Below are 21329 nucleotides of genomic sequence, written 5' to 3'. Positions count from 1 at the left end.
GAGGGACCGTCGTACCACCGCGAAGGGATTGCGCCGATGACCGACGTCCACGAGAACGCCGCCGAGAGCGCGGACGCGGCCCTGGCCGCCGAGAAGCAGCGTCAGAAGGACGAGCTGTACGCGCTCGACATCTCCGGCGTGGAGTGGCAGGGCGCGCCGGGGACGAGCCCGGACGAGGAGCGCGTGGAGATCGCGCGGCTGCCCGAGGGCGCGGTGGCGATGCGCTCGTCGCTCGACAGGGACACGGTGCTGCGGTACACGAAGGCCGAGTGGGACGCGTTCGTCCTGGGCGCCAGGGACGGCGAGTTCGACCTGCGGTGAGGCGCACGCGTGAGGGGGTGGCCCGTCGAACGGGCCACCCCCTCACGCGTGTTCACCGGGTCTCACGGCAAGCGCGGGCTCACATCATGCGGAAGCGGGCCGCGTTGCCCTTGTCGGTGTCCTGGTAGCCCGCGACCGACTCGTCGAGGAGCTGGGCGATGCGCGCCAGGTCCTGGTTCATGCCGGCCATGTCGCGGGTCAGGCGGTCCTGGCTCTCGCGGTAGGCGATCTTCGCCTCGCCTTCCCAGTTGGAGGCGACGCGGTTGACCTCGGCCATGAGGTCGTCGAGCTTCTGGGTGAGCGTGGTGGAGGTCAGCCGGGTGTCGGCCGCCGCCTGCGTCACGGTGTCGTAATTGACCGCAGTGGTCATGGTGATGACTCCTGAAGTGAGAGTGGCGCGGAGGGCTGGTCGGTTCGGACGGCTCAGACGCCGAGGATGGCGCTCTGGCCGCCGGAGGCGCCGCCGCCGGAGCCGCTGTCCATCTGACGGAAGGACCGCATGCGGTCCTCCTCCTCGCGCGAGAAGCCGTCGGCGCTCATCCGCATGATCTCCTCGAGCTTCGAGAGCTCGGCGCGCATGCTGCGCAGACGCTGGTTCAGGTCGTTCTGGACCCGGTCGTACTCCTTGCTCGCAGCACCCTGCCAGCCCGCCTGGACGCGGTCCACCACGCTGTTGAGGGAGGTGATGCGGGACTGGAGCTCGTCGGAGAAGTCCTGGATCCGGCCGGCGAGCTTGATCTGTTCGGCACTGGTTACGTTCAGGTCTTTCGACATCTTGCCCCTTCTTCCTTCGGTGGCTGCGACGGACCGGCCGTCGGGCCATCCGGTCGTGATGCGGACGGGAATCTTCTGATGCCGCCCCCGTGCTGGGTTCGCACTGCCGTGCCCCCAGCGGTCACTGTAGCCATTGACGGCGGCAGTTCCAACTGCAAAGGAAGGACCCGATACTTGACCGATACGCGCGTCACCGGGCCTCCCTCCTGCGGCGGCTGTCGCGGATCACGGTGGCCGTCCCGGCGACCACGGCCACCAGGACACCTCCGATCCCCAACGCGTAGGTGGCGAGCCGTTCGGAGCGCTCCTGGGGCGTCTCCGACAGCGTCAGCCGGGCCGGCTCGGGGGCCGGCGGCTTGGGCGGGCCCGGGTCGGGCACGGGCGAGGAGGCAGGCACCCCGGGGAGGTCGGCGAGCGCTCCGACCGGGTCGACCACGCCCCAACCGACGTGGTCGTCGCGCCCGTTGACCGAGCGGACGGCGGTCTGCTCGATCCGGGCGACGATCTGGGCCGCGCTCCACTTCGGGTACTTGGCGCGGAGCAGGGCGGCGACGCCGGCGACGTACGGGGCGGAGAAGCTGGTGCCGTTGTCGACGCACTGGCCGCCGCCCGGGACGGTGGAGACGATGTCCACGCCGGGCGCGGCGACGCCCACCATGGGGCCGGACTGGGAGAAGGCGGCGCGTTCGTTGTTCCGGTCGGAGGAGGCGACGGCGAGGACGCCGGGGAAGGCGGCGGGGTAGGTCTTCTTCGGCTTTCCGTCCATGCCGTCGTTGCCGGCGGAGGCGACGACGACGACGTTCTTCTCGATCGCGTGGGCCACGGCCTTGGCCATGGGCGAGTCGGGGCCCAACGGCTGGGTGGTGTCCTGCGAGATGTTGATGACGTCGGCGCCGGCCTTGTCGACGGCGTAGGTGATCGCCTGCGCCATGGTGTCGGACTTGCCGCTGTTCTTCTCGTCGTTCTGCCGGATCGGGATGATCGTGGCCTCGGGCGCGAGGCCGACGAAGCCGGTGCCCTTGCGGGAGCGGGCGGCGATGATGCCGGCGACCTTGGTGCCGTGGCCGACCTCGTCGACGGTGCCGTCGGTCTTGCCGCGCTTCTCGTCCCCGACGGAGGGGTTGTCCTTGTCGGGCTTGAGGAAGTCCTTGCCCGACCTGGCGTCGACGGCGGCGCGCAGCTGCGGGTTGACGTCGTCGACCCCGGTGTCGATGACCGCGACCCGGACGCCCTTGCCCCTGGTGTCCTGCCACAGCTCGTCGAGGAGGACCCGCTGGAGCGGCCAGGGGACGCCCTCGATCTGCTTCTTCATCGGGAAGGTGCACTCGCCGCTGCCGTCGAGGCCCGGGCCGTCGTGGGGCAGTGCTCCCTGGCGCGGCGGAGCGGCGGCCGCGGCGGGGGCGGCCAGCAGGGCCGTGAGGGTGCCCGCGGCGAGCAGGGCGGCCGCGCGGTACGTCGTCGTCACCGGTGACACCCCCTAGGAACCCTGCGGCTGACGCGCGCTGTTGGTGTCGAGCCGGGGGCCCTTCGAGAGGAACTCCGACCATTCGATCGGGACGAGGACCGGCGCGACCTTCTCGTAGCCGAGACGCTTCTGGGCGTCGCTGGGTTCCGGCCGTCCGTCGGTCTGCTTCTGTTCGCCGGCGCCGATCTCGGAGCGGGCCGAGTCGCTGTCTCCGTTGGCCTGGACGGCGTACCGCAGGCCGGTGTCGGTGACGAGGAAGAGGGAGCCGTCGGGCGTCTTCTGCCTGCCCTGGACCTGCGTGTAGAGCAGGCCGGTGCCGGGGGTGACGTACGTGCTGGTGCCGCCGGCGGTGATGTCGGCGGGGTAGTCGGTGCCGACCCAGGTGGTGAGCGTGGTGTCGCCCTTCTCGTCGACGTCGGTGAGGACGTTGCAGACGGTGTCGCGGGCGCCTTCGCCGGTGGCGGCGTTGACCGGCGGCTTGGACCTGAGCGTGGGCCAGCGGGCGCCGGCGTGGAAGACGGTGGGGTCCGGGACGAAGGAGGAGGCGTCGACCGCGGTGGCCTCGCCGTCCATGTCGAGGTTCCTCGTCTCCGGGGAGTTGATGATCAGCCAGGCCGTGAAGGGGGTGACGGGCTGGACCTTGCCCGGCAGCACCACGTAGTACTGGGGGCCGGAACCGGTCTGCGCGAGGAGGACCAGGCCGACGCGGTTCTCGGTCCCGTTGAGGTTGCTGTCGGGGATGTCGGTGGCGGCTCCGACGGTCCCGTCGATGTGCGGGAAGTCGATCTCGTCGCCGGTCTTCAGGGTGGCGAGCCAGTCGTCGGTGACGGGCTGCGGCTCCTTGCCGAGGCCGACGAGGGCGGTGAGGAGCCCGGGCCGGTCGGCCTTCACCGGGTACTTGGTGCCGGTGTGGTCGACGAGGAACTGGGCGTTCCCCTTCTGTCCCTTGACGTACAGGACCTCCCCGTTCTCCAGCTTGCCGTCGCCCTCGGTCCGGCCGGCGTCGCGCTTGGCGAAGAGGAAGGTGGCCTTCTGGACGCTGGCGCCCTTGCCGCCGCCGGGCTGCTCGCAGACGGCCCACCGCTTCTCCGTGCCCGCGTCGTCCGGGGCGGGCAGCCGGTCGGGGGCGTACGGGATGCCGAGGATGGGTCCGCGCGGCGGCTTGCCCTCGTCGAGCTTCTTGTCGTCGACCTGGATGACCTGGAACTGGTCGGGGTCGAGCAGCAGTCGGGCGGAGGCGAGGTTGAGGACGGGGTGGAGCAGGGTCTTCTTGTCCTTGCCCTTGCCGGTCTCGAGGACGACGTACCGGGTGGTCGACTGCTTGCCGATGATGACCCGGGTGCCGGGGACGTCCCAGCCCTTGGGGGCGGTGGGACTGAACATGCCCCAGGCGCCGAATCCGGCGACGACGAGCGCGGCGACGATCATGCCGGGGACGATCGCCTTCAGCGGCTTCGGCGCCCCCTCCTCCGTGCCGGAGGGCGAGGGTTGGAGGAATGCCGCCACCGTGCGCTTCTTCGCAAAGGTGTACGCGTTGAGCTCGTCCCGCCGCGATGCCATGAGTCCCCATTCTCGTCAGGCGCGATCTTCGCGCGGGGTCCCCGGGGTGGTGACACCCGGGCCCCGGCCTTCGGACCGGCCCCCTACTATGCCTGCTGTCCCGTGGGGTTCGTGGGGCGGGTAGGGTGATCCGGCCGCCAAAGCCCTGGCGGGCCAGGGTCATCGGGACGAATTGAGGGGGATTCTCCATCATGGCTTCCGCGAGGCGGAGGCGGCCCGTCGCGGCCGCTGCCTCCACACCCCCGTCCGCGGGCCCCGCCCCCGCGGTCTCGCCGCGGCTCCAGGCGCGTCCCGGACACTTCGGTTCGTTCCGATTGCAACAGCTCGTACTGATCGAGGTGGCGGCGGCGCTGCTGCTCCTCGCCTGGGTCGTCGAGCCGATGCTGCTCGTCCCCGCCGGCGTGATCGCCGTCGTGCTCGTCCTGCTCGCCGTGGTGCGCCGGCACCGGCGCTCGCTGCCCGAGTGGCTCGGCACCTTCCTCGCCCTGCGCGCCCGTTCGCGCCGGGCCGCCTCGCTCACGGTGCCGGAGGACACCGAGCCGGGATTCGCACCGCTCGTGGAGTGCGATCCGGCACTGCGGACCTACACGTACAGCGACCGCGACCGGCGCCCCGTCGGGATGGTCGGCGACGGCACCTTTCTGACCGCCGTCCTGCGGGTCGAGTCGGACGGCACGGCGCTGCGCCCGGACCGCGCGGCGAAGCCGCTGCCCGTCGGGCTCGTCCGGGACGTGCTGAGCGTGGACGGCATCCGGCTGGAGTCGGCGCAGATCGTGCAGCACACGCAGCCGGCGCCCGCCCCGCACCTGCCCGCGCAGTCGATGGCCGCCCGCAACTACGGGCCGCTCCAGGCGCAGACGGGTTCGCCCGCGGTGCGCATCACCTGGATCGCGCTCAAGCTCGACCCCGAGCTCTGCCCGGAGGCGGTCGCCGCGCGCGGCGGCGGCATGACCGGCGCCCAGAAGTGCGTGGTGCGCGCGGCGGACCAGCTGGCGAGCCGGCTCGCCGGCGCCGGGTTCCGGGCGGACGTGCTGACGGAGCAGGAGCTGACCTCGGCGCTCGCCACGTCGAGCTGCGCCAGTCCGATGGCGATCGCGCAGGCGGGCCGGGGCCAGGCGCAGGGGCGCCGGACCCAGGAGACCGCGCGGACCTGGCGGGTGGACGACCGGCGGCACACGACGTACTGGGTGGGGCGCTGGCCCCAGTTGGGCGGGCGGAACGGCGGCGCGGGCGCGTCGATGCCGCAGCTGGTGGCCCTGCTGACCTCGCTGCCCGCGCTCGCGACGACGTTCAGCCTGACGCTGAGCGGCGGGGACCGGCAGGAGGTGACGGTGACCGGGCACGTGCGGATCACCGGACGCAGTGACGAGGAACTGGTGGCCGCGCGGCACGAGCTGGAGCGCGCGGCGCGCGGGGTGAAGACGGGACTCGTCCGGCTCGACCGGGAACAGGTGCCCGGCATCCTGGCGACGCTCCCGCTGGGGGGTGCGCGCTGATGTCCACCGCCTCCTTCGGTACGTCACCGTCCCCGGGCGCGTCTGCCGCCCGGCGTACGGGGCGGGTCTCCCGTCCCCGGTTCGGCTTCGGGCTCGTCGGGCCGCGCCGCGACCGGCACTCCGTGCCCCTGGAACAGCTGGAGGCGCTGGCCCTGCCGGTCGGCGACGACGGCATGGTGATCGGCGTGGACGCCGAGGGCCGTCCGGCCGTGCTCGGCATCAACCGGCCCGTCCCGTACGACGTCACCCTCATCGGCGGTCTGTGGACCGCGCAGGTCCTGGCCCTGCGCGCGGCCGCGACCGGTGCCCGGGTGGCGGTCGAGACCGGCCGCGCCCAGGCGTGGACGGCGCTGGCGCAGGCCGCGGGCGGCGGGCAGCCGTGCATCACGCTGCACGACGTGGGCCGGGTGCCGCCGCAGGGCGCGTCGGCGGGCAGTCCGGTGGTCGTGGTGCGCGACTGCGGCATGCGGCCGCCGCGCGGCCGCGTCGTGTCGGCGCCCTGGCAGTCCGTGGTGACGCTGCTGCCCTATCTGAGCCCGGTCGCGCCCCGGCTCCTGGAGAAGTCCTCCCTGGTCGGCGTCCAGCGGGTGTCCCCGGACGAGGCGGCGCAGATCGGCCGCATCATGAACCTGCCCCGGAACGAGTACGAGGCGCTGTCCACGCTCGCCGACGGGGTGACCCTCTGGTGCACGCCGGGCGACCGCCAGTTCGTGATGACCCAGGCGACGGACGCCGAGACCGGATTGTTGGGCGGCGCCCGCCGGATGGACTGAGCGGCGACCTCATGACACGGGCCGTTCAAGTACGTCCGTTTTTGCATCGTTTTGAACGGTGGGGGTTCTCACTCTGCGGCGCGGCCGGGTCACTTGGGGCCCGGACCGGGTCGCGGAGGCGGGCGCGGAGGGGTCGTCGGCCCTGCCCCGGCGCGCCCCGCGACGTTTAGGGTGGAAGGGCCCCGCCCACAACGGCACAAGGGTGCTCGACCACACCAGGAGGCAAAGTGAACGGCGATCGCGACGAGATCCACGGGGGTTGGAATCCACCCGCCGACGATCAGTCCGACGCGGATCCCGCCGAGATGACGGGTGAGTTCACCATCGACTACACCCCGCCCGCCTGGTACACGCAGAACGCGTCGGGCGGTACGGGGGCGGGCGGTGCCACTCCCCCGCCGCCGAGCGGAGCGCCGATCGCCCTGCCGGGCCTCCCGGCGGGCAGCGGCTTCGAACCCAGCTGGAACGTCGCACCGCCGGCGGTTCCCGCTCCCGCACCGGGGGGCGAGCCGGTCGCGCCCGTCGCCCCCGCCCCTGTGCAGCCGGGCGGTGCGATGCCTCCGGCGGGGGTTCCCCCGTACGGCGCGCCGGGTGCGCCCGCGGCCGCCGCGCCGGTTCCCGTCACGCCCGGTCCCGGCACCCCTGCGGCCGGTGTTCCCTCGCCGGCGTTCCCGCCCGGCGCGCCGGTGCCGGGGCAGCCGACGGCGGAGGCGCCCTTCGGCGCGCCGGCACCGGGCGCCGCACCGCAGCCCGACGCCGCGCCGTCGCCCGATGCCGCTCCGTCGCCCGACGCCGCGCCTTCCGTCCCGGCGCCCGCGCCGGTGACGCCCGCGCCCGCGGCCCCGTTCGGGGGCGGGGACGTCGAGAGCGGCTCCACCGTGCGGTTCTCCCCCGCCGCCCTCCAGCGTGAGATCGCGGAGCGGACGGCGGAGGGCGCGGAGAGCCCCGCAGGCTCCGCGGCGCCCGCCACCGGCGAAGCGACGGACGCCGCCGGGTCCGACGGTGCGACGGACGCCGCCCAGGACTCCCCCGTCGCGTCCGGTGCGGTCGCCGCCCCGGACGCGGCGGAGAGCGAGGCCGCCGCCGAGGCCGCGGACGGCCCTTCGAGCACCGACGGCGCCGCTGTGGACGACGCCCCGACGGACGTCTCGGACGCCTCGGACGGCGCGAAGTCGGCCGAGGCCGACGACGACGCGAGCCCGGAGGACGAGCCGGCCGCACCCGTCGCGGAGACGGAGGCGGCCACGGAGACGGCAACGGAGCCGCGCACCGAGTCGGACGCCGAGACAGGTGCCGCCACCGGCGCCGCCCCGGAGACCGGCGCGGCCCTCCCGGCCGACCCGCCCGCTCCCGGCGCCGGTCCCCTCCCGGCCGCGCAGCCGGCCGCCGACGCGCCGCAGGGCTTCGGCCCCGGCACGGCCCCCGGCCCGTACGGCGCCGCCGCGCAGCAGCCCGGCGGCGCTCCGGGGCCCTTCCCCGGCACCCCGTACCCCGCTCCGTACCCCGCCGGGGGCCCGCAGGCCGGGGCCGGGCTGCCGCCGCTGCCCCCGTCCTTCCAGCCGGCCGCCCCCGAGCCCGCGCAGCAGTGGCCCGCGCAGCCCGCCCCCGGCGCCCAGCCGGTGCCGCCGGCCGCGCCGCTGCCGCCCACCGCCGCCTGGCCCGCCCCCGAGGCGGCCGCGTCCGGCCCCGTACCGCCGCAGGCCCAGCCCCAGGCGCCCGGCGCCTACGGCTATCCGCAGGCCCCGCAGCCGCCGCAGGCCCCCCAGCCCCCGGCGCCCCAGGGCGGTTACGGCTTCCCGCAGCCCGGGACGCCTCCCCAGCAGGCCGGTTACGGCTACCCGCAGCAGCCCGGAGCGCCCGGCGGTGTCCCGCCGCAGGCGCAGGCGCCGGGCGGCTACGGCTACCCGCACCCCGGAGCCGTACCCCCGCAGGCGGCGCAGGCCCCGCAGCCGTCGTACGGCGGTCAGCCGCCGGTGGACCCGCGGACCGGCGCCGCCTGGCCCTCGCCGGTGACGCACGACCAGCGGGAGCGGTCCGTGCCGGGCGCCCCGCTCGGCTACAACGCGGCCGTCGAGCTCTCCTCCGACCGGCTGCTCCGCAACAACAAGCAGAAGCCCAAGTCCAGCCGCAACCCGGGCGCCGCCAACCGCTTCAAGATCGGCGGCAAGAAGGAGGAGGCGGAGCGGCAGCGGAAGCTGGACCTGATCCGCACGCCGGTCCTCTCCTGCTACCGGATCGCGGTCATCTCGCTCAAGGGCGGTGTCGGCAAGACCACGACGACCACCGCGCTCGGCGCGACCCTCGCCACCGAGCGGCAGGACAAGATCCTGGCGATCGACGCCAACCCGGACGCCGGCACGCTGGGCCGCCGGGTGCGGCGCGAGACCGGGGCGACCATCCGCGACCTGGTGCAGGCGATCCCGTACCTCAACTCGTACATGGACATCCGCCGGTTCACCTCGCAGGCGCCGTCCGGCCTGGAGATCCTCGCCAACGACGTGGACCCGGCCGTCTCGACGACCTTCAACGACGAGGACTACCGGCGCGCGATCGACGTCCTCGGCAAGCAGTACCCGATCATCCTCACCGACTCGGGCACGGGGCTGCTGTACAGCGCCATGCGCGGGGTCCTGGACCTCGCCGATCAGCTGATCATCATCTCCACGCCGTCCGTGGACGGCGCCTCCAGCGCCTCGACCACGCTGGACTGGCTCTCCGCGCACGGCTACGCGGACCTGGTGCAGCGCTCCATCACGGTCATCTCCGGAGTCCGCGAGACCGGAAAGATGATCAAGGTCGAGGACATCGTGCAGCACTTCCAGACCCGCTGCCGCGGTGTCGTGGTCGTGCCCTTCGACGAGCACCTGGCGGCCGGCGCCGAGGTGGACCTCGACATGATGCGGCCGAAGACCCGGGAGGCGTACTTCCACCTCTCGGCGATGGTGGCCGAGGACTTCGTACGGGCGCAGCAGGCACAGGGACTGTGGACCGGGGACGCCCAGGGCGCCGCGCCCCCGCACATGGCCCCGCCGATGCCGGGCCAGCCGATGCCGGGCCAGCCGATGCCGGAGCAGTACGGCCGGCCGGTGCCGGGTCAGTTCGCACCGGGACAGGCTCCCGGTCAGCCGATGCCGGGGCAGATGCCGGGGCAGGCGCCCGGTCAGCCGGTGCCCGGTCAGTTCGCGCCCGGCCCGCCGGCCCCCGGTCAGCCGTACGCGCCCCAGCCGCCGCAGCCCGGTCAGCCGTACCCGCCGCAGCCCCCGGCCGGTCAGCAGCCCTACCCGCAGCCGGGACAGCCGGTGCCCGGTCAGATGCCCGGCCAGGCGCCCGGCCCGATGCCGGGTCAGTTCGGTCCCGGGCAGCCCGTCCCCGGTCAGCCGTACGGGCCCCAGGCCGGCGCCCCGTACCCGCCGCAGCCCGGTCAGCCGGGGCAGCCGGGGGTCCCGCAGTCCTGGCAGCAGCCGCAGGACGGGAACGAGGGCCGGCCGGGGCAGCCGCTGCCCCCGCAGGCGGACCCGCAGGGCCCTCCGCAGGCGCCGCCAGCCCCTCAGCAGTAGGGCGTCACAGGATTAGACCAATGAGGCTCCGTATCGGCTCACCGATACGGAGCCTCATGGCGTTCCCGCAGTCCACAAGGGGTTTGAGGGATCGTTGACGACGGCAGACCACCGCTGATACACCTTCGCTTCACCCATCGTCAGCCCAAGATCCACGACAGTAACTCCGACGCGAGGTCACGTCCCATGGTCATGGTCACGAAGGTTCCACCCCGCCCCGCCCCCGCCCGCAGAGCCCTCCGACTGCTGCTCGCCACCGGCCTCGCCGCAGGCTCCCTCGTCGTCGCTCCCGGCCCCGCGCAGGCGGAGGACGGGAAGTCCGGCGGCACCACCCTCACGGTCGCCGTCTCGCAGAGCATCGACTCGCTGAGCCCGTTCCTGGCCCAGAAGCTCACCTCGACCAGCATCCACCGGCTGGCGTACGAGTACCTCACGAACTACGACCCGAAGGACGCCCACACCATCCCGGGCCTGGCGACCTCCTGGAAGTCCTCGCCCGACAAGCTGACGTGGACGTACACGATCCGCAAGGACTCGACCTGGTCGGACGGGCAGCGGGCCACCGCCGAGGACGCGGCCTGGACCTTCGACAAGATGATGACCGACCCGGACGCCGCCACCGCCAACGGCAGCTTCACCGCGAACTTCGCACAGGTCACCGCCCCCGACCCGGAGACGCTCGTCATCCGGCTGAAGAAGCCCCAGGCGACGATGACGGCCCTCGACGTGCCGATCGTGCCGAAGCACGTCTGGGAGAAGGTCACCGACTTCTCGAAGTTCAACAACGACAAGGAGTTCCCGATCGTCGGGAACGGCCCCTTCGTCATCACGGACTTCAAGGTCGACCAGTACGTCAAGCTCAAGCCGAACAAGAGGTTCTGGCGGGGCGCCCCCAAGTTCGACGAACTGGTCTTCAAGTACTACAAGGACGGGGACGCCGCCGTCGCCGCCCTGCAGAAGGGCGAGGTGTCCTTCGTGCCGAACCTGACGCCCGCCCAGGCGGCCGCCCTGAAGACCCAGAAGAACATCAAGGTCAACGACGCCCCCGGCCGCCGCTTCTACGCCCTCGCCACCAACCCCGGCGCCAAGGCCCGGGACGGGAAGGCCTTCGGCAACGGGCACAAGGCGCTGCTCGACCCCGAGGTCCGCAAGGCGCTCTTCCTCGCCGTCGACCGCGCCACCCTCGTCGACAAGGTCTTCCAGGGCCACGCCGTCGAGGGCGAGGGGTACATCCCGCCGCGCTTCGGCCCGTACTTCTGGAAGCCGGAGGGCGCGCAGAAGCGGGCGTACGACCCGGCCCGGGCCGCGCAGGTCCTCGACGCCGCCGGATACCGGAAGAACGCCGCCGGCAAGCGGCTCGGCAAGGACGGGAAGCCGCTGGACCTCCGCATCCTGTGTCACGCCACCGACCCGAACGACAAGGCGGTCGGCAAGTACCTCCAGGAGTGGTGGGGCAAGCTCGGCATCGGTTTGAAGGTCGAGTGCCTGGACAGCGTCTCCGACCCCTGGGCCAAGGGCGACTACGACCTCGCCTTCGACGGCTGGTCGGTCAACCCCGACCCGGACTACGTCCTCTCCATCCACACCTGCGGCACGCTCCCGGCCACCCCGAAGGACTCCGGCGCCACCGACAACTTCATCTGCGACAAGGAGTTCGACGGGCTCTACGCGCAGCAGGCGGTGGAGTACGACGCCGCCAAGCGGGCGGATCTGGTGAAGCGGATGCAGTCCCGGCTGTACGACACGGGGTACATGAACGTCATGGCCTACCCGAACGCCCTGGAGGCGTACCGCACGGACCAGATCAGGTCCATCACGACCATGCCCGAGGCCGCCGGGAACCTGTGGGGCCAGGACGGCTACTGGAGCTGGTGGTCGGCCGTGCCCACCGCCCGGGCCGAGGACTCCGGCGGCGGCTCGTCCGCCGGGGTCGTCATCGGCATCGGCGCGGCCGTGGTGGTCGTGCTCGGCCTCGGCGCCTTCCTCGGCCTGCGCCGCCGCTCCACCGCCGACGACCGCGAGTAGGACGTGACGACGGCAAGCACCCCCGCCGACGTGGCGCGGGCCGAGAAGGCCCGCGCCACGGACGGCGCCCCCCGCACCGGTTCCTCCCTCGGCTACCTCCGCCACGCGGCGGGGAAGCTGGGCGGCGCGCTCGTCTCGCTCTTCGCCGTCCTGGTCACCAGCTTCTTCCTCTTCCGGGTCATCCCCGGTGACCCGGTGAAGGCGATGACCCACGGAGTCCCCACCTCGGCCGAACAACTCGCCACGCTGAGACGCCAGTTCGGGCTCGACCTGCCGCTGTGGCAGCAGTTCGCCGACTACTGCGCCAAGGCGCTGAGCGGCGACCTCGGCACCTCGTTCCAGTTCCGCGCCCCCGTCGGGGACCTCATCGCGGAGAAGCTCCCCGCGACCCTGCTGCTCACCGGGGTCGCCGTGGTGATCTACTCGGCGCTCGGCCTGTGGCTGGGCACCCGCTCGGCCTGGCGGCACGGCGGCCTCGGCGACAGGCTGAACACCGGGATCGCGCTGACCCTGTGGTCGGTGCCCTCCTTCTGGCTCGGACTGCTCCTCATCATCGTCTTCTCGGTGGGCATGGGGCCGGTCCCGGGGCTCTTCCCGACCGGCGGCATGGAGTCGGGTACGGGCGAGACCGGTTTCGCGTACGCCCTGGACGTCGCCCACCACCTGGTGCTGCCCGTGGTCACGCTCGTCGCGGTCGGCTACGCGCAGACCCTGCTCGTGATGCGCTCCTCGCTGCTCGACGAGATGGGCGGCGACTACCTGACGACGGCGCGGGCGAAGGGGCTGCGGGACGACGCCGTGCGCCGCCGGCACGCCGTGCCGAACGCGCTCCTGCCGACCGTCACGATGATCTTCATCAACCTGGGCCACGTGGCGGCCGGTTCGATCCTGGTGGAGACGGTGTTCTCCTGGCCGGGGCTCGGCGGCCTCTTCTACCAGGCGCTGAGCGTGCCCGATCTGCCGCTGGTACAGGGCCTGTTCGTGGTCTTCGCCGGAGCGATGATCCTGATGAACCTGATCGCCGACCTGCTCTATCCGCTGCTCGACCCCCGGGTGGGCCGATGACCTCTCCGACGACTTCTCTCGCATGGGAACGCCGACGGCACACGGTGGCCCGCTTCTGGCGCGGCTACCGCACGCACCGGGCCGGTCTTCACGGCCTCGCCGGCCTCGCCCTGATCGCCCTGCTGGCGCTCGCCGCCCCGCTGATCGTCGGCTCCGACGTCCAGTCGGTGACGGAGGCGCCGGGCACGGCCCTGGAGCCGCCGAGCGCCGAGTTCCCGCTCGGCACCGACCAGTTCGGGCGCTCGCTGCTCGGACTGCTGATCTGGGGCGCCCGGATCTCACTGCTCGTCGGCCTGCTCGCGGCGGCCCTCTCGGTCGCCATCGGAACCCTGGTGGGCATCATCGCCGGGCACTACGGCGGCTGGTTCTCGACCGTCGTCATGCGGATCACCGACTGGTTCCTGGTGATGCCGACGCTGGTGCTCGCGATCGTCCTCGCCACCGTCATGTCCCGGTCGATGTGGACGGTGGTCCTGGCGATCGGCGTGACCTCCTGGCCCACCACCGCCCGACTGGTGCGGGCGCAGACCATCGCGGTGGAGTCCCGCCCCTACATCGAGCGGGCGACCGCGCTCGGCGGCGGCCACCGGCACGTCATGACCCGGCACGTGCTGCCGAACGTGATGCCGCTGGTGCTCGCGCAGACCACCCTCGGCATCTCGACGGCCATCCTCACCGAGGCCACCCTCGCCTTCCTCGGCCTCGGCGACCCGACGGTGGTGTCGTGGGGCGGGATGCTCCAGGACGCCCGGGAGGCGGGCGCCGTCTCCTCCGGGCACTGGTGGTACCTGGCCCCGCCCGGGATCGCGATCGCCCTGGTCGCGCTCGCGTTCACGCTGTGCGGCCGGGCCGTGGAATCCGTGCTGAACCCGAAGCTGGGGGTGGGGCGATGAGCCTCCTGGAAGTGCGGGACCTGCGGGTGACGTACGGCTCCGGCGCGACCGCCGTGCCCGCCGTGCGCGGGGTCGACCTGACCCTGGAGCCGGGCACCAAGCTGGGCGTGGCCGGCGAGTCGGGCTGCGGCAAGTCCACACTGGCGCTCGCGCTGCTGCGGCTCCTTCCGGCCTCGGCGCGGATCGAGGGCGAGATCCTGCTCGACGGCGACGACGTCCTCGCCATGTCGTGGGGACGGTTGCGGGCCGTGCGCTGGGCGGGCGCGTCGATCGTCTTCCAGGGCGCGATGCACTCGCTGAACGCGGTGCACCGGATCGGGGACCAGATCGCCGAGCCGCTGCTCGTGCACGGCCGGGCGACCCCGGCGGCGGCCCGCGCACGGGTCGGCGAGCTGCTCGAACACGTCGGGCTCCCTGCGGCCCGGGCCGCCGCCTACCCCCACGAGCTGTCCGGCGGGCAGCGGCAGCGCGTGATGATCGCGATGGCGCTCGCCTGCGACCCCCGGCTGATCGTCGCCGACGAGCCGACGACCGCGCTCGACGTGATGATCCAGGCGCAGATCCTGCGACTGATCGAACGGCTCGTCGCCGAGCAGTCCATCAGCCTCCTGATGATCAGTCACGACCTGGCGGTCCTCGCCGACACCTGCGACCGGCTCGCCGTGATGTACGCGGGCCGGGTCGTCGAGGAAGGGCCCGCGCGGACGGTGTACGAAGCGGCCTCGCACCCGTACGGGCGGGCGCTGTCCTCGGCGTTCCCCCGCATCGGCGACCCCGCGTCCCGGCGGGCGCCGCGCGGCCTGCCCGGCGACCCGCCGGACCCGGCCGACCTGCCCGGCGGCTGCACCTTCCATCCGCGCTGCCCGGTGGCGGTGGACGCCTGCGCGGAGCACGACCAGGAACTGCGGGAGGCCGGCGCGGGGCGCCGGGCCGCCTGCGTACACGTGGGGAGCACGTCATGAGCCTCCTGTCGGCGCGCGGACTGCACGTCACCTTCCCGGGGCGGCGGGGCGCGCCGCCCGCGCGGGCCGTGGACGGCGTGGACCTGGACATCGGCGCCGGGGAGATCGTCGCCCTGGTCGGCGAGTCCGGCTGCGGCAAGACGACGCTCGCCCGCTCCCTGCTCGGCCTGGTCCGGCCCACGTCGGGGGCGGTCGCCTTCGACGGGCAGCCGCTCGCGTACTCCTCCGGGGCGCTCAGGGCCTACCGGAAGCGGGCGCAGCTGGTCCTCCAGGACCCGAGCGGTTCGCTGAACCCCCGGCACACCGTGTACGACGCGGTGGCGGAGGGGCTGCGGATCCACGGGTACGCGGGGGACGAGCGGGCGGCCGTCGCCGGGGCCCTCGCGCGGGCGGGCCTCCGCCCCCCGGAACGGTTCTTCCTCCGGTACCCCCACGAGCTGTCCGGCGGCCAGCGGCAGCGCGTGGTCATCGCGGGCGCGCTCGTCCTGGAACCCGAACTCATCGTCGCCGACGAGCCGGTGGCGTCCCTGGACGCGTCCGTACGGGGCGAGATCCTGGCACTGCTGCTGCGGCTCCGCGACGAACTGGGCCTGTCCGCGCTCGTGGTGACGCACGATCTGGGCCTCGCGTGGAACATCGCGGACCGGGTCGCGGTGATGTACCTGGGCCGGGTGGTGGAGACGGGACCGGTGGAGTCGGTCCTGACGAACCCCCGACACCCCTACACGCGGGCCCTGCTGTCGGTCCTGCCGGAGTCGGAGGGCGCGCCCGTGATCCTCACCGGCGAGCCGCCGGACCCCTCCCGCATCCCGTCGGGCTGCCGCTTCCACGCCCGCTGCCAGCTCCTCGCCTCCGGCGAGGCGACGGCGGTGGCGGACCGCTGCCGGGGGGAGGAGCTGCCGGTCCTGGGGGGCGGTGGGGGGCGGGCGGTGGCCTGCCACTGGGCGACGACGTCCTGAACGCCCCGGCGCCGGCCACGGCACCCCGCCTCGCCGCGGGCGCACCCACCGGGGCGGCGCCCCGCGCCCACCGGGCCGACGCCCTCACGCCCCCGTTGCGGGCGTCAGCCGGGGCGGCGCCCGCCCCGTTGTGGGCAGTCGTTCCGCTGGGGCGGAACGGGTGGGCACAACGGAACGGCGCCCTTGCCGGCGCCCGAGGCTCCCGTGCCTGAACCCGCACCGGCAGGTACAGCGCACGCGTGGTGCGGGTCGGGGCGCGGAACGCGGAGGCGCCGCTGGAGGGCGCCGTCCCGTGTGCCCACCCGTCCCGCCCTGCGGGACGATTGCCCACACGGCGGGTGGGCCGGGGCATCGCCCAGCCGGGCGCGGGCCCCACACGGAGGTGGGCCGGGGCATCGCCCATCAGGGCGCGGGCTCCACACGGAGGTGGGCCGGGGCATCGCCCATCAGGGCGCGGGCTCCACACAGGGGGTGGGCGGGGCATCGCCCAGCCGGGCGTGGGTCCCACACGGAGGTGCGGGAGGGGCGCCGTCCCGCCGGGCGCGGCCCGTACGAGGGGGCGCCGCCCCGCCGGGCGCGGGGCCGTACGAGCGGGGGCACCGCCCCACACGGGCGTGGGCCCGCGGGGGGGCGGGGGTCAGCCCCGGTCGTACTCCTCCGTCAGCTCGCGGCAGCGCTTCACGTCCCCCGCCATCGCCTGCAGCAGATCGTCCAGCGTGTCGAACTTGAGCATGCCCCGCACGTACGCCAGGAAGTCCACGGCCACGTGCAGCCCGTACAGGTCGAGCCCCTCGCGGTCGATCGCGTACGCCTCGACCGTCCGCTCCGTCCCGTCGAACTGCGGGTTCGTACCGACCGAGATCGCCGCCGGCATCCGCTCCCCCGCCGCCGTCAGCCAGCCCGCGTAGACGCCGTCCGCCGGGATCGCCGTGTGCGGCAGGGTCTCGACGTTGGCCGTCGGGAAGCCGAGCTCGCGGCCGCGCTGCGCGCCGCGGACGACGACGCCCTCGACCCGGTGCGGGCGCCCGAGGATCTCGGCGGCCCCCACCATGTCGCCCTCGGCGACGAGGCGGCGGGTGAGGGTGGAGGAGAAGGGCTGGCCGCCGCCGGCGGCCCCGCTGACGTACAGGTCGATGACCTCGACCTCGTAGTCGTAGGTGGCGCCGAGCTCGGTCAGGAACTCGACGTTGCCGGCGGCCCGGTGTCCGAAGCGGAAGTTGGGGCCCTCGATGACGGCCTTCGCGTGCAGCTTGTCGACGAGCACCTTGACGATGAAGTCGGCCGGGGACAGCTGGGAGAACTCGGCGGTGAACGGCAGCACCAGCACGGCGTCGACGCCGAGTTCCTCGATCAGCTCCGCGCGCCGGTGGTGCGGGGCGAGCAGCGGCGGGTGGCTGCCGGGGCGCACGACCTCCGAGGGGTGCGGGTCGAAGGTGACGACGACGGAGGGGACGCCCAGCTCCCGGGCGCGCTCGACGGCACGCCCGATGATCAGCTGGTGTCCGCGGTGCACCCCGTCGTAGGAGCCGATGGTGACGACGCTGCGTCCCCAGTCCTGGGGAATGTCCTCCAAGCCACGCCAGCGCTGCACTGTGACCGCTCCTCGTCCGCCTGTTCGCCCTGTTCGCCTTACGCAGGTCTAAGACTGCCATGTCCACGGCCGTCGGTACGCATCGGCATGGCGGTGCCGGGGCTCCGCAGTGCCCGGACGCTCTCCGGTCCGAGCAGCGGCGCCCAGTCGGTGGGGGCCTCGACCGTCCAGGCGGCGAGGAGCGCGGCGAAGACGGGCAGGTCGCGGACGGCTCCGGCCAGGGCCCGGTCGAGCCGCCGGGCGCCTTCGGGGGTACGGACGCACAGCGCGCCGACCCGGTGGGCGAGTTCCCGGGTGCGCGGGACGGCGCGCAGCCCGGCGCCTTCCGCGGCGGCCCTCAGGAGCGCCTCCAGGACGCCGAACTCCCCGATCTCGGCCTCGTACCGCTCGTGTTCCAGGAGTACGTCGAGCAGTTCGGCCCGCAGGTGGCGGGAGGCCCCGGTGCCGGGGGCGGCGAGGACGGGGGCGAGGGCGCGCCTGAGGGGCGCGGGGCGGCCCCGGATGAGGCCGGTGACCAGGGGGAAGAGGACCGCCCTGGCCACCGGCCCGTCTTCGAGGCGGCGGTCGACGAAGGCGGCGACGAGGGGGGCGCCGTCGGGGCGGTGGGCGGCGTGGTCGCGGACGAGGGCGGCGATCCGGCGGGCGAGGGCGGGCGTGTCGATCTCCGCGAGGGCCCGCAGCGCGGCGGCCTGTTCCTCACCGGTGCCCCGCAGTCGGGTCCGGAAGGCGGCGAGGACCTCCTCGGGGTGGGTCGCGAGGGCTTCGGCGAGGGCGGCGGCGGGCACCCGGGGTTCGGCGAGGGCGCGGGGCAGGTGGCGGGAGCGGCTGTGCGGGTCGCGGACGAGGAGGCCGAGGGCGGCGCCGTGCAGGGCCTGGTCGCCGGGGCGGGCGAGCAGGGCGAGGGCGGCGTAGCGGAGGAGCTCGCGGGCGGCGGAGGTGGTGGCGTGCCCGGCGGCCAGGTGTCCGTACGCGGCGGCCGCGGCGCGCCGCTCCGGGCGTCCGTCGTCGTGCGCCCAGCGGTCGACGGCCCGGCAGAGGGCGGAGGGTTCGTCCTCGGCGAGCACGGCGAGGAGGCCGTCGGCGAGGGGGTGGGCGGTGGCGACGAGCGCCTCGCAGAGGTCGTCGACGGCGAGTCCGCGGTGGGCGTGCAGGAGGGCCTGGGCGGAGGCGGCGACGGTGGGGCGTTCGTCGCCGAACCAGCGGCACAGGAGGGGCTGGACGCCCCGGGGGTCGGCGGTCAGCAGCGCGGCGACGGCGTCGAGGCTCCGGTCCCCGTCGGGCGGGTCGGAGGGGACGAGCCGGCGCAGCAGGTCGATCCGCTCGTCCTCGCCGAGCGGGAGGTCCAGCCAGAAGGAGGTCCCGAAGGGGGCGAAGACCGGGTGCCGGTCCGGGCGGGCGCCGATCAGGTCGGCGAGCAGCCGCAGGGCGGGCAGGTACGGTCGCGGGTCCGGCAGGCGTCGCACGGTCTCCCCGAGGAGCCGCGCGGCCCACCAGGCCCCGTCCCCGTCCCCGGCCCGCCCGTTCCGGGCGAACCGCCCGAGCGCTTCGGCGAGCGCGGCCAGCCGCGGCCCGAGGCCGGCGGGGCCCCGCTCCCGGTGCAGCAGCGACAGCGCCTGCAGCACGGGCCCGATCCGATGCCGGGGAACGGGCAGGGCCTCCCCCGCGGTCTCCCGCCGCGGCGGAACCCCGGCGAGGGGGACGCCCCCGGAGCCCCCGGCCGGACCGCCCCCGCCGGTCGCCCCGGGCGGGTGGCCGGGCTCCCCGGCCGGGTCCTCGTGGTGCCGGTGGACCAGGGTGTGCAGGGCCGTGTCCAGGTCCAGGTGGGCCGCCTGGACCCAGTCGGCGAGTTCTTCGTGGGCGAAGCGGTAGCCGGAGCCCGCGGGGACGAGCAGGCCCTCGGTGAGGACGGCCGGGGCCCAGCCCTCCCTCCAGGGGAACAGTTCCTCGAAGGAGGCCCGGTCCAGGAGGCCGTGTCCGGGCCCGAGGCACCGGCGGGCCGCTTCGTGCACCCGGCCGGTCACGCGCGCGGCGAGCCTGCGGACGGCCGTCCCGCGGAGGAGCGGCCGGGAGCCCGCGGCGATCCGGACGGCGGCCCGCAGGCACATCAGGTCGAGGTGGGCGGTGAAGATCTCCTCGCGTCCGGGCCGTCCCGGCACCTCTCCCGGCAGCGCCGCCCGCACCTCGGCGAGCAGCCGCAGGGCGAGCGGGTGCCGGGCGTCCGCCGCCGCGAGGTTCGTCTCCCCGATCCCGTACCCCTCGCGTACGGCGCGGGCCTCCGCCTCGGAGTACGGCCCGAGGAGCACGGCCGGGGGCGTCCCGCCACCGGCCGTGGCGGCCGTGGCCGGGCCCGGGCCGGTCGGCCGTCCGGCCGGTTCCGCCGCGAGCCGGTACGGGGCGTCCGGCTCCGCCCCCGGCCGGTGGTACGGAGCTCCCGCGTCCGCCACCGGCCCGGGCGGGCGGCCGGGAGCCGCCGGCGGCCCGGCCGGACCGCCGGGTGCCGCCACCGGCCGGTGCAGCGCGCCCGGGGTGTACAGCGCGCCCGCCCGTTCCCAGTGTTCCGGGCGGCAGGCCGTGATCAGGTGGGCCCCGTGGGTGCGGAGCCAGCGTTCCGTGGCCGCCGTCCAGTCGGCGAGCCGGTGGGCGAGGAGCGGGGGCATCTCCTCGGGGCCGTCGAGGAGGACGAGGAGCGGGCGGCCCGCGTCCCGGGCGAGGGCGGCGGCCCGCTCCGGGGTGGCGGTCGTGGTGTCGCCGAGCGCCCCGGACGCGGCGACGATCCGGCCGGCCCGGTGGAGGGCGCGGCCGACGGCGTCGGCGAGCGAGCGGTCCTCGGCGCGCAGGTCGGCTCCGCGCAGCCGGACGGTGGGGGCGGGCGCGACGCCCCGGGCGCGCCGGGCGCAGAGCGCGGCGAGGGCGGTGGTGCGGCCGGTGCCGGGGGCGCCGACGAGGGCGAGGACGGGGGCGTCGCCGGCCGTGAAGCGGGCGAACTCGCGGACGCAGTCGGGCCGTTCGACGGGTTCGGGCCAGGGGTCGGGGTCCCGTGCGGGTCCGGCGGAGGTGGCGGTGAGTTCCAGGATCGCGGCGAGGTTGAGGTCGGGTCCGTAGGCGGGGACGGTGGCCGCGTTGCGCCGGAGCAGGGCGGTGAGGGGGCCTGCGGGCCGGAGCGGCACCGCGTATCCGGCGGCCCGGCGGTCGCCGTGCAGGGCGGTGCCGAGGACGGCGAGGACGGTGCCGGTGGCGGTGTCGAGGACGGGTCCGCCGGCGGCCTGTCCGCCACGGCGGAGCGCCTCGGCGCCTTCGGTGCCGATGGCGAGTTCGAGGGCGTCGGTGAGGGCGTGGAAGCGGTCGACGGCGGTGTACGTGACGGCGGCGGGGCCGAGGACGCGGGCCTCGCGCCAGCCCTGGGCGGCGATCCGCACGTAGGTGCCGGGCTCGATCTCGGGCCGGGTCGCGAGGGGCAGCGGGCGGCCGCCGAGCCCTTCGGTCCGTACGAGCGCGAGGCCGCTCTCGGGCAGGGGGGTGACGGCCTCGGCCTCGGCGAGGCAGGTCCGGTCGTCGGGGGCGTGCAGGACGACACGGCTGAGTCCGTCGACGGCTTCGTGGCTGGTGACGACCGTCCCGTGGTGGTCGGCGAGGAAACCGGTGCCGCGCGGTCGGCCCGCCGGATCGCAGATCCGTACCAGCGTCGCCAGGTCCCCGCGTCCCATGGTGTCGACGGTAGGCGGCTGGTGATCACCGGCGGGCGTCCATCGGGGAACGCGCCCCCTGACACTCCCCCGTTCGCATCGAGCGCCTCCCCGATGGGGTGAATTTCGGCGGCTCCGCGGGACAGACACTCCCCGGGGGAAACCGAGGGGGGAAAGGCGTGGGGCGGGCACGCGCGCGTGCCCG

Annotated in this window: 15 protein-coding genes; 9 read left to right on the top strand and 6 right to left on the bottom strand. The window is 74.6% G+C overall.

What is annotated here, in order from left to right:
* Nucleotides 1-36: 36 nt before the first annotated feature.
* Nucleotides 37-321: a DUF397 domain-containing protein gene (locus IE180_RS28815; protein WP_190159885.1), complete on the top strand. Its 285-nt coding sequence runs from the start codon at nucleotides 37-39 to the stop codon at nucleotides 319-321.
* Between the two features lie 79 nt (nucleotides 322-400).
* Here the strand turns inward: IE180_RS28815 and IE180_RS28810 are convergent, their stop codons facing one another.
* The 4 genes from IE180_RS28810 to eccB form a co-directional block, all read right to left on the bottom strand.
* Nucleotides 401-691 (bottom strand): WXG100 family type VII secretion target, encoded by a 291-nt coding sequence (locus IE180_RS28810; protein WP_123455690.1) that lies wholly within the window; start codon nucleotides 689-691, stop codon nucleotides 401-403.
* A 53-nt stretch (nucleotides 692-744) separates the two neighbouring features.
* A complete protein-coding gene (locus IE180_RS28805) occupies nucleotides 745-1095 on the bottom strand; it encodes a WXG100 family type VII secretion target (protein WP_190159884.1) in 351 nt (116 codons plus the stop codon).
* 190 nt (nucleotides 1096-1285) lie between these two features.
* Nucleotides 1286-2560, bottom strand: a complete 1275-nt coding sequence (gene mycP / locus IE180_RS28800) for a type VII secretion-associated serine protease mycosin (protein ID WP_190159883.1) — start codon at nucleotides 2558-2560, stop codon at nucleotides 1286-1288.
* Nucleotides 2561-2572: 12 nt separating this feature from the next.
* Nucleotides 2573-4120 (bottom strand): type VII secretion protein EccB, encoded by a 1548-nt coding sequence (eccB, locus tag IE180_RS28795; protein ID WP_190159882.1) that lies wholly within the window; start codon nucleotides 4118-4120, stop codon nucleotides 2573-2575.
* Nucleotides 4121-4311: 191 nt separating this feature from the next.
* Between eccB and eccE the strand changes: the two genes are divergently transcribed.
* From eccE to IE180_RS28755, 8 genes are all read left to right on the top strand, one after another.
* Nucleotides 4312-5616, top strand: coding sequence for a type VII secretion protein EccE (gene eccE / locus IE180_RS28790; protein WP_190159881.1), 1305 nt, complete (start codon nucleotides 4312-4314; stop codon nucleotides 5614-5616).
* Entirely contained in the window at nucleotides 5616-6389 is a 774-nt protein-coding gene (locus tag IE180_RS28785; protein WP_190159880.1) for a hypothetical protein, read from the top strand. Before eccE ends, IE180_RS28785 begins: the two co-directional genes overlap by 1 nt.
* A gap of 227 nt (nucleotides 6390-6616) precedes the next feature.
* On the top strand, nucleotides 6617-9946 hold the full coding sequence (locus IE180_RS28780; RefSeq protein ID WP_229860994.1) for an SCO5717 family growth-regulating ATPase: 3330 nt from the start codon (nucleotides 6617-6619) through the stop codon (nucleotides 9944-9946).
* 192 nt (nucleotides 9947-10138) lie between these two features.
* Entirely contained in the window at nucleotides 10139-11971 is a 1833-nt protein-coding gene (locus IE180_RS28775; protein ID WP_190159902.1) for an ABC transporter substrate-binding protein, read from the top strand.
* Between the two features lie 3 nt (nucleotides 11972-11974).
* Nucleotides 11975-13036 carry an ABC transporter permease gene (locus IE180_RS28770; RefSeq protein WP_190159879.1) on the top strand — a complete coding sequence of 354 codons (1062 nt, stop codon included), beginning with the start codon at nucleotides 11975-11977 and terminating at the stop codon, nucleotides 13034-13036.
* A complete protein-coding gene (locus IE180_RS28765; protein ID WP_190159878.1) occupies nucleotides 13033-13929 on the top strand; it encodes an ABC transporter permease in 897 nt (298 codons plus the stop codon). Before IE180_RS28770 ends, IE180_RS28765 begins: the two co-directional genes overlap by 4 nt.
* The gene (locus tag IE180_RS28760) at nucleotides 13926-14891 is read left to right on the top strand and encodes an ABC transporter ATP-binding protein (protein WP_190159877.1); all 966 of its coding nucleotides are present in this window, start codon (nucleotides 13926-13928) and stop codon (nucleotides 14889-14891) included. Before IE180_RS28765 ends, IE180_RS28760 begins: the two co-directional genes overlap by 4 nt.
* A complete protein-coding gene (locus tag IE180_RS28755; protein WP_190159876.1) occupies nucleotides 14888-15850 on the top strand; it encodes an ABC transporter ATP-binding protein in 963 nt (320 codons plus the stop codon). The genes IE180_RS28760 and IE180_RS28755 overlap by 4 nt, the downstream gene beginning before the upstream one ends.
* A 637-nt stretch (nucleotides 15851-16487) precedes the next feature.
* On the opposite strand, the gene IE180_RS28750 is transcribed toward IE180_RS28755, so the two are convergent.
* Nucleotides 16488-17441, bottom strand: coding sequence for a bifunctional riboflavin kinase/FAD synthetase (locus IE180_RS28750; RefSeq protein ID WP_190159875.1), 954 nt, complete (start codon nucleotides 17439-17441; stop codon nucleotides 16488-16490).
* 38 nt (nucleotides 17442-17479) lie between these two features.
* Entirely contained in the window at nucleotides 17480-21145 is a 3666-nt protein-coding gene (locus IE180_RS28745; protein ID WP_190159874.1) for a trypsin-like peptidase domain-containing protein, read from the bottom strand.
* Nucleotides 21146-21329 lie beyond the last annotated feature (184 nt).

This window comes from Streptomyces litmocidini, from assembly GCF_014649755.1.
GTDB classification, from domain to species: Bacteria; Actinomycetota; Actinomycetes; order Streptomycetales; family Streptomycetaceae; genus Streptomyces; species Streptomyces litmocidini.
The sequence above is the reverse complement of the archived record's forward strand: the minus strand, read 5'-3'. Positions and strand labels throughout refer to the sequence as shown.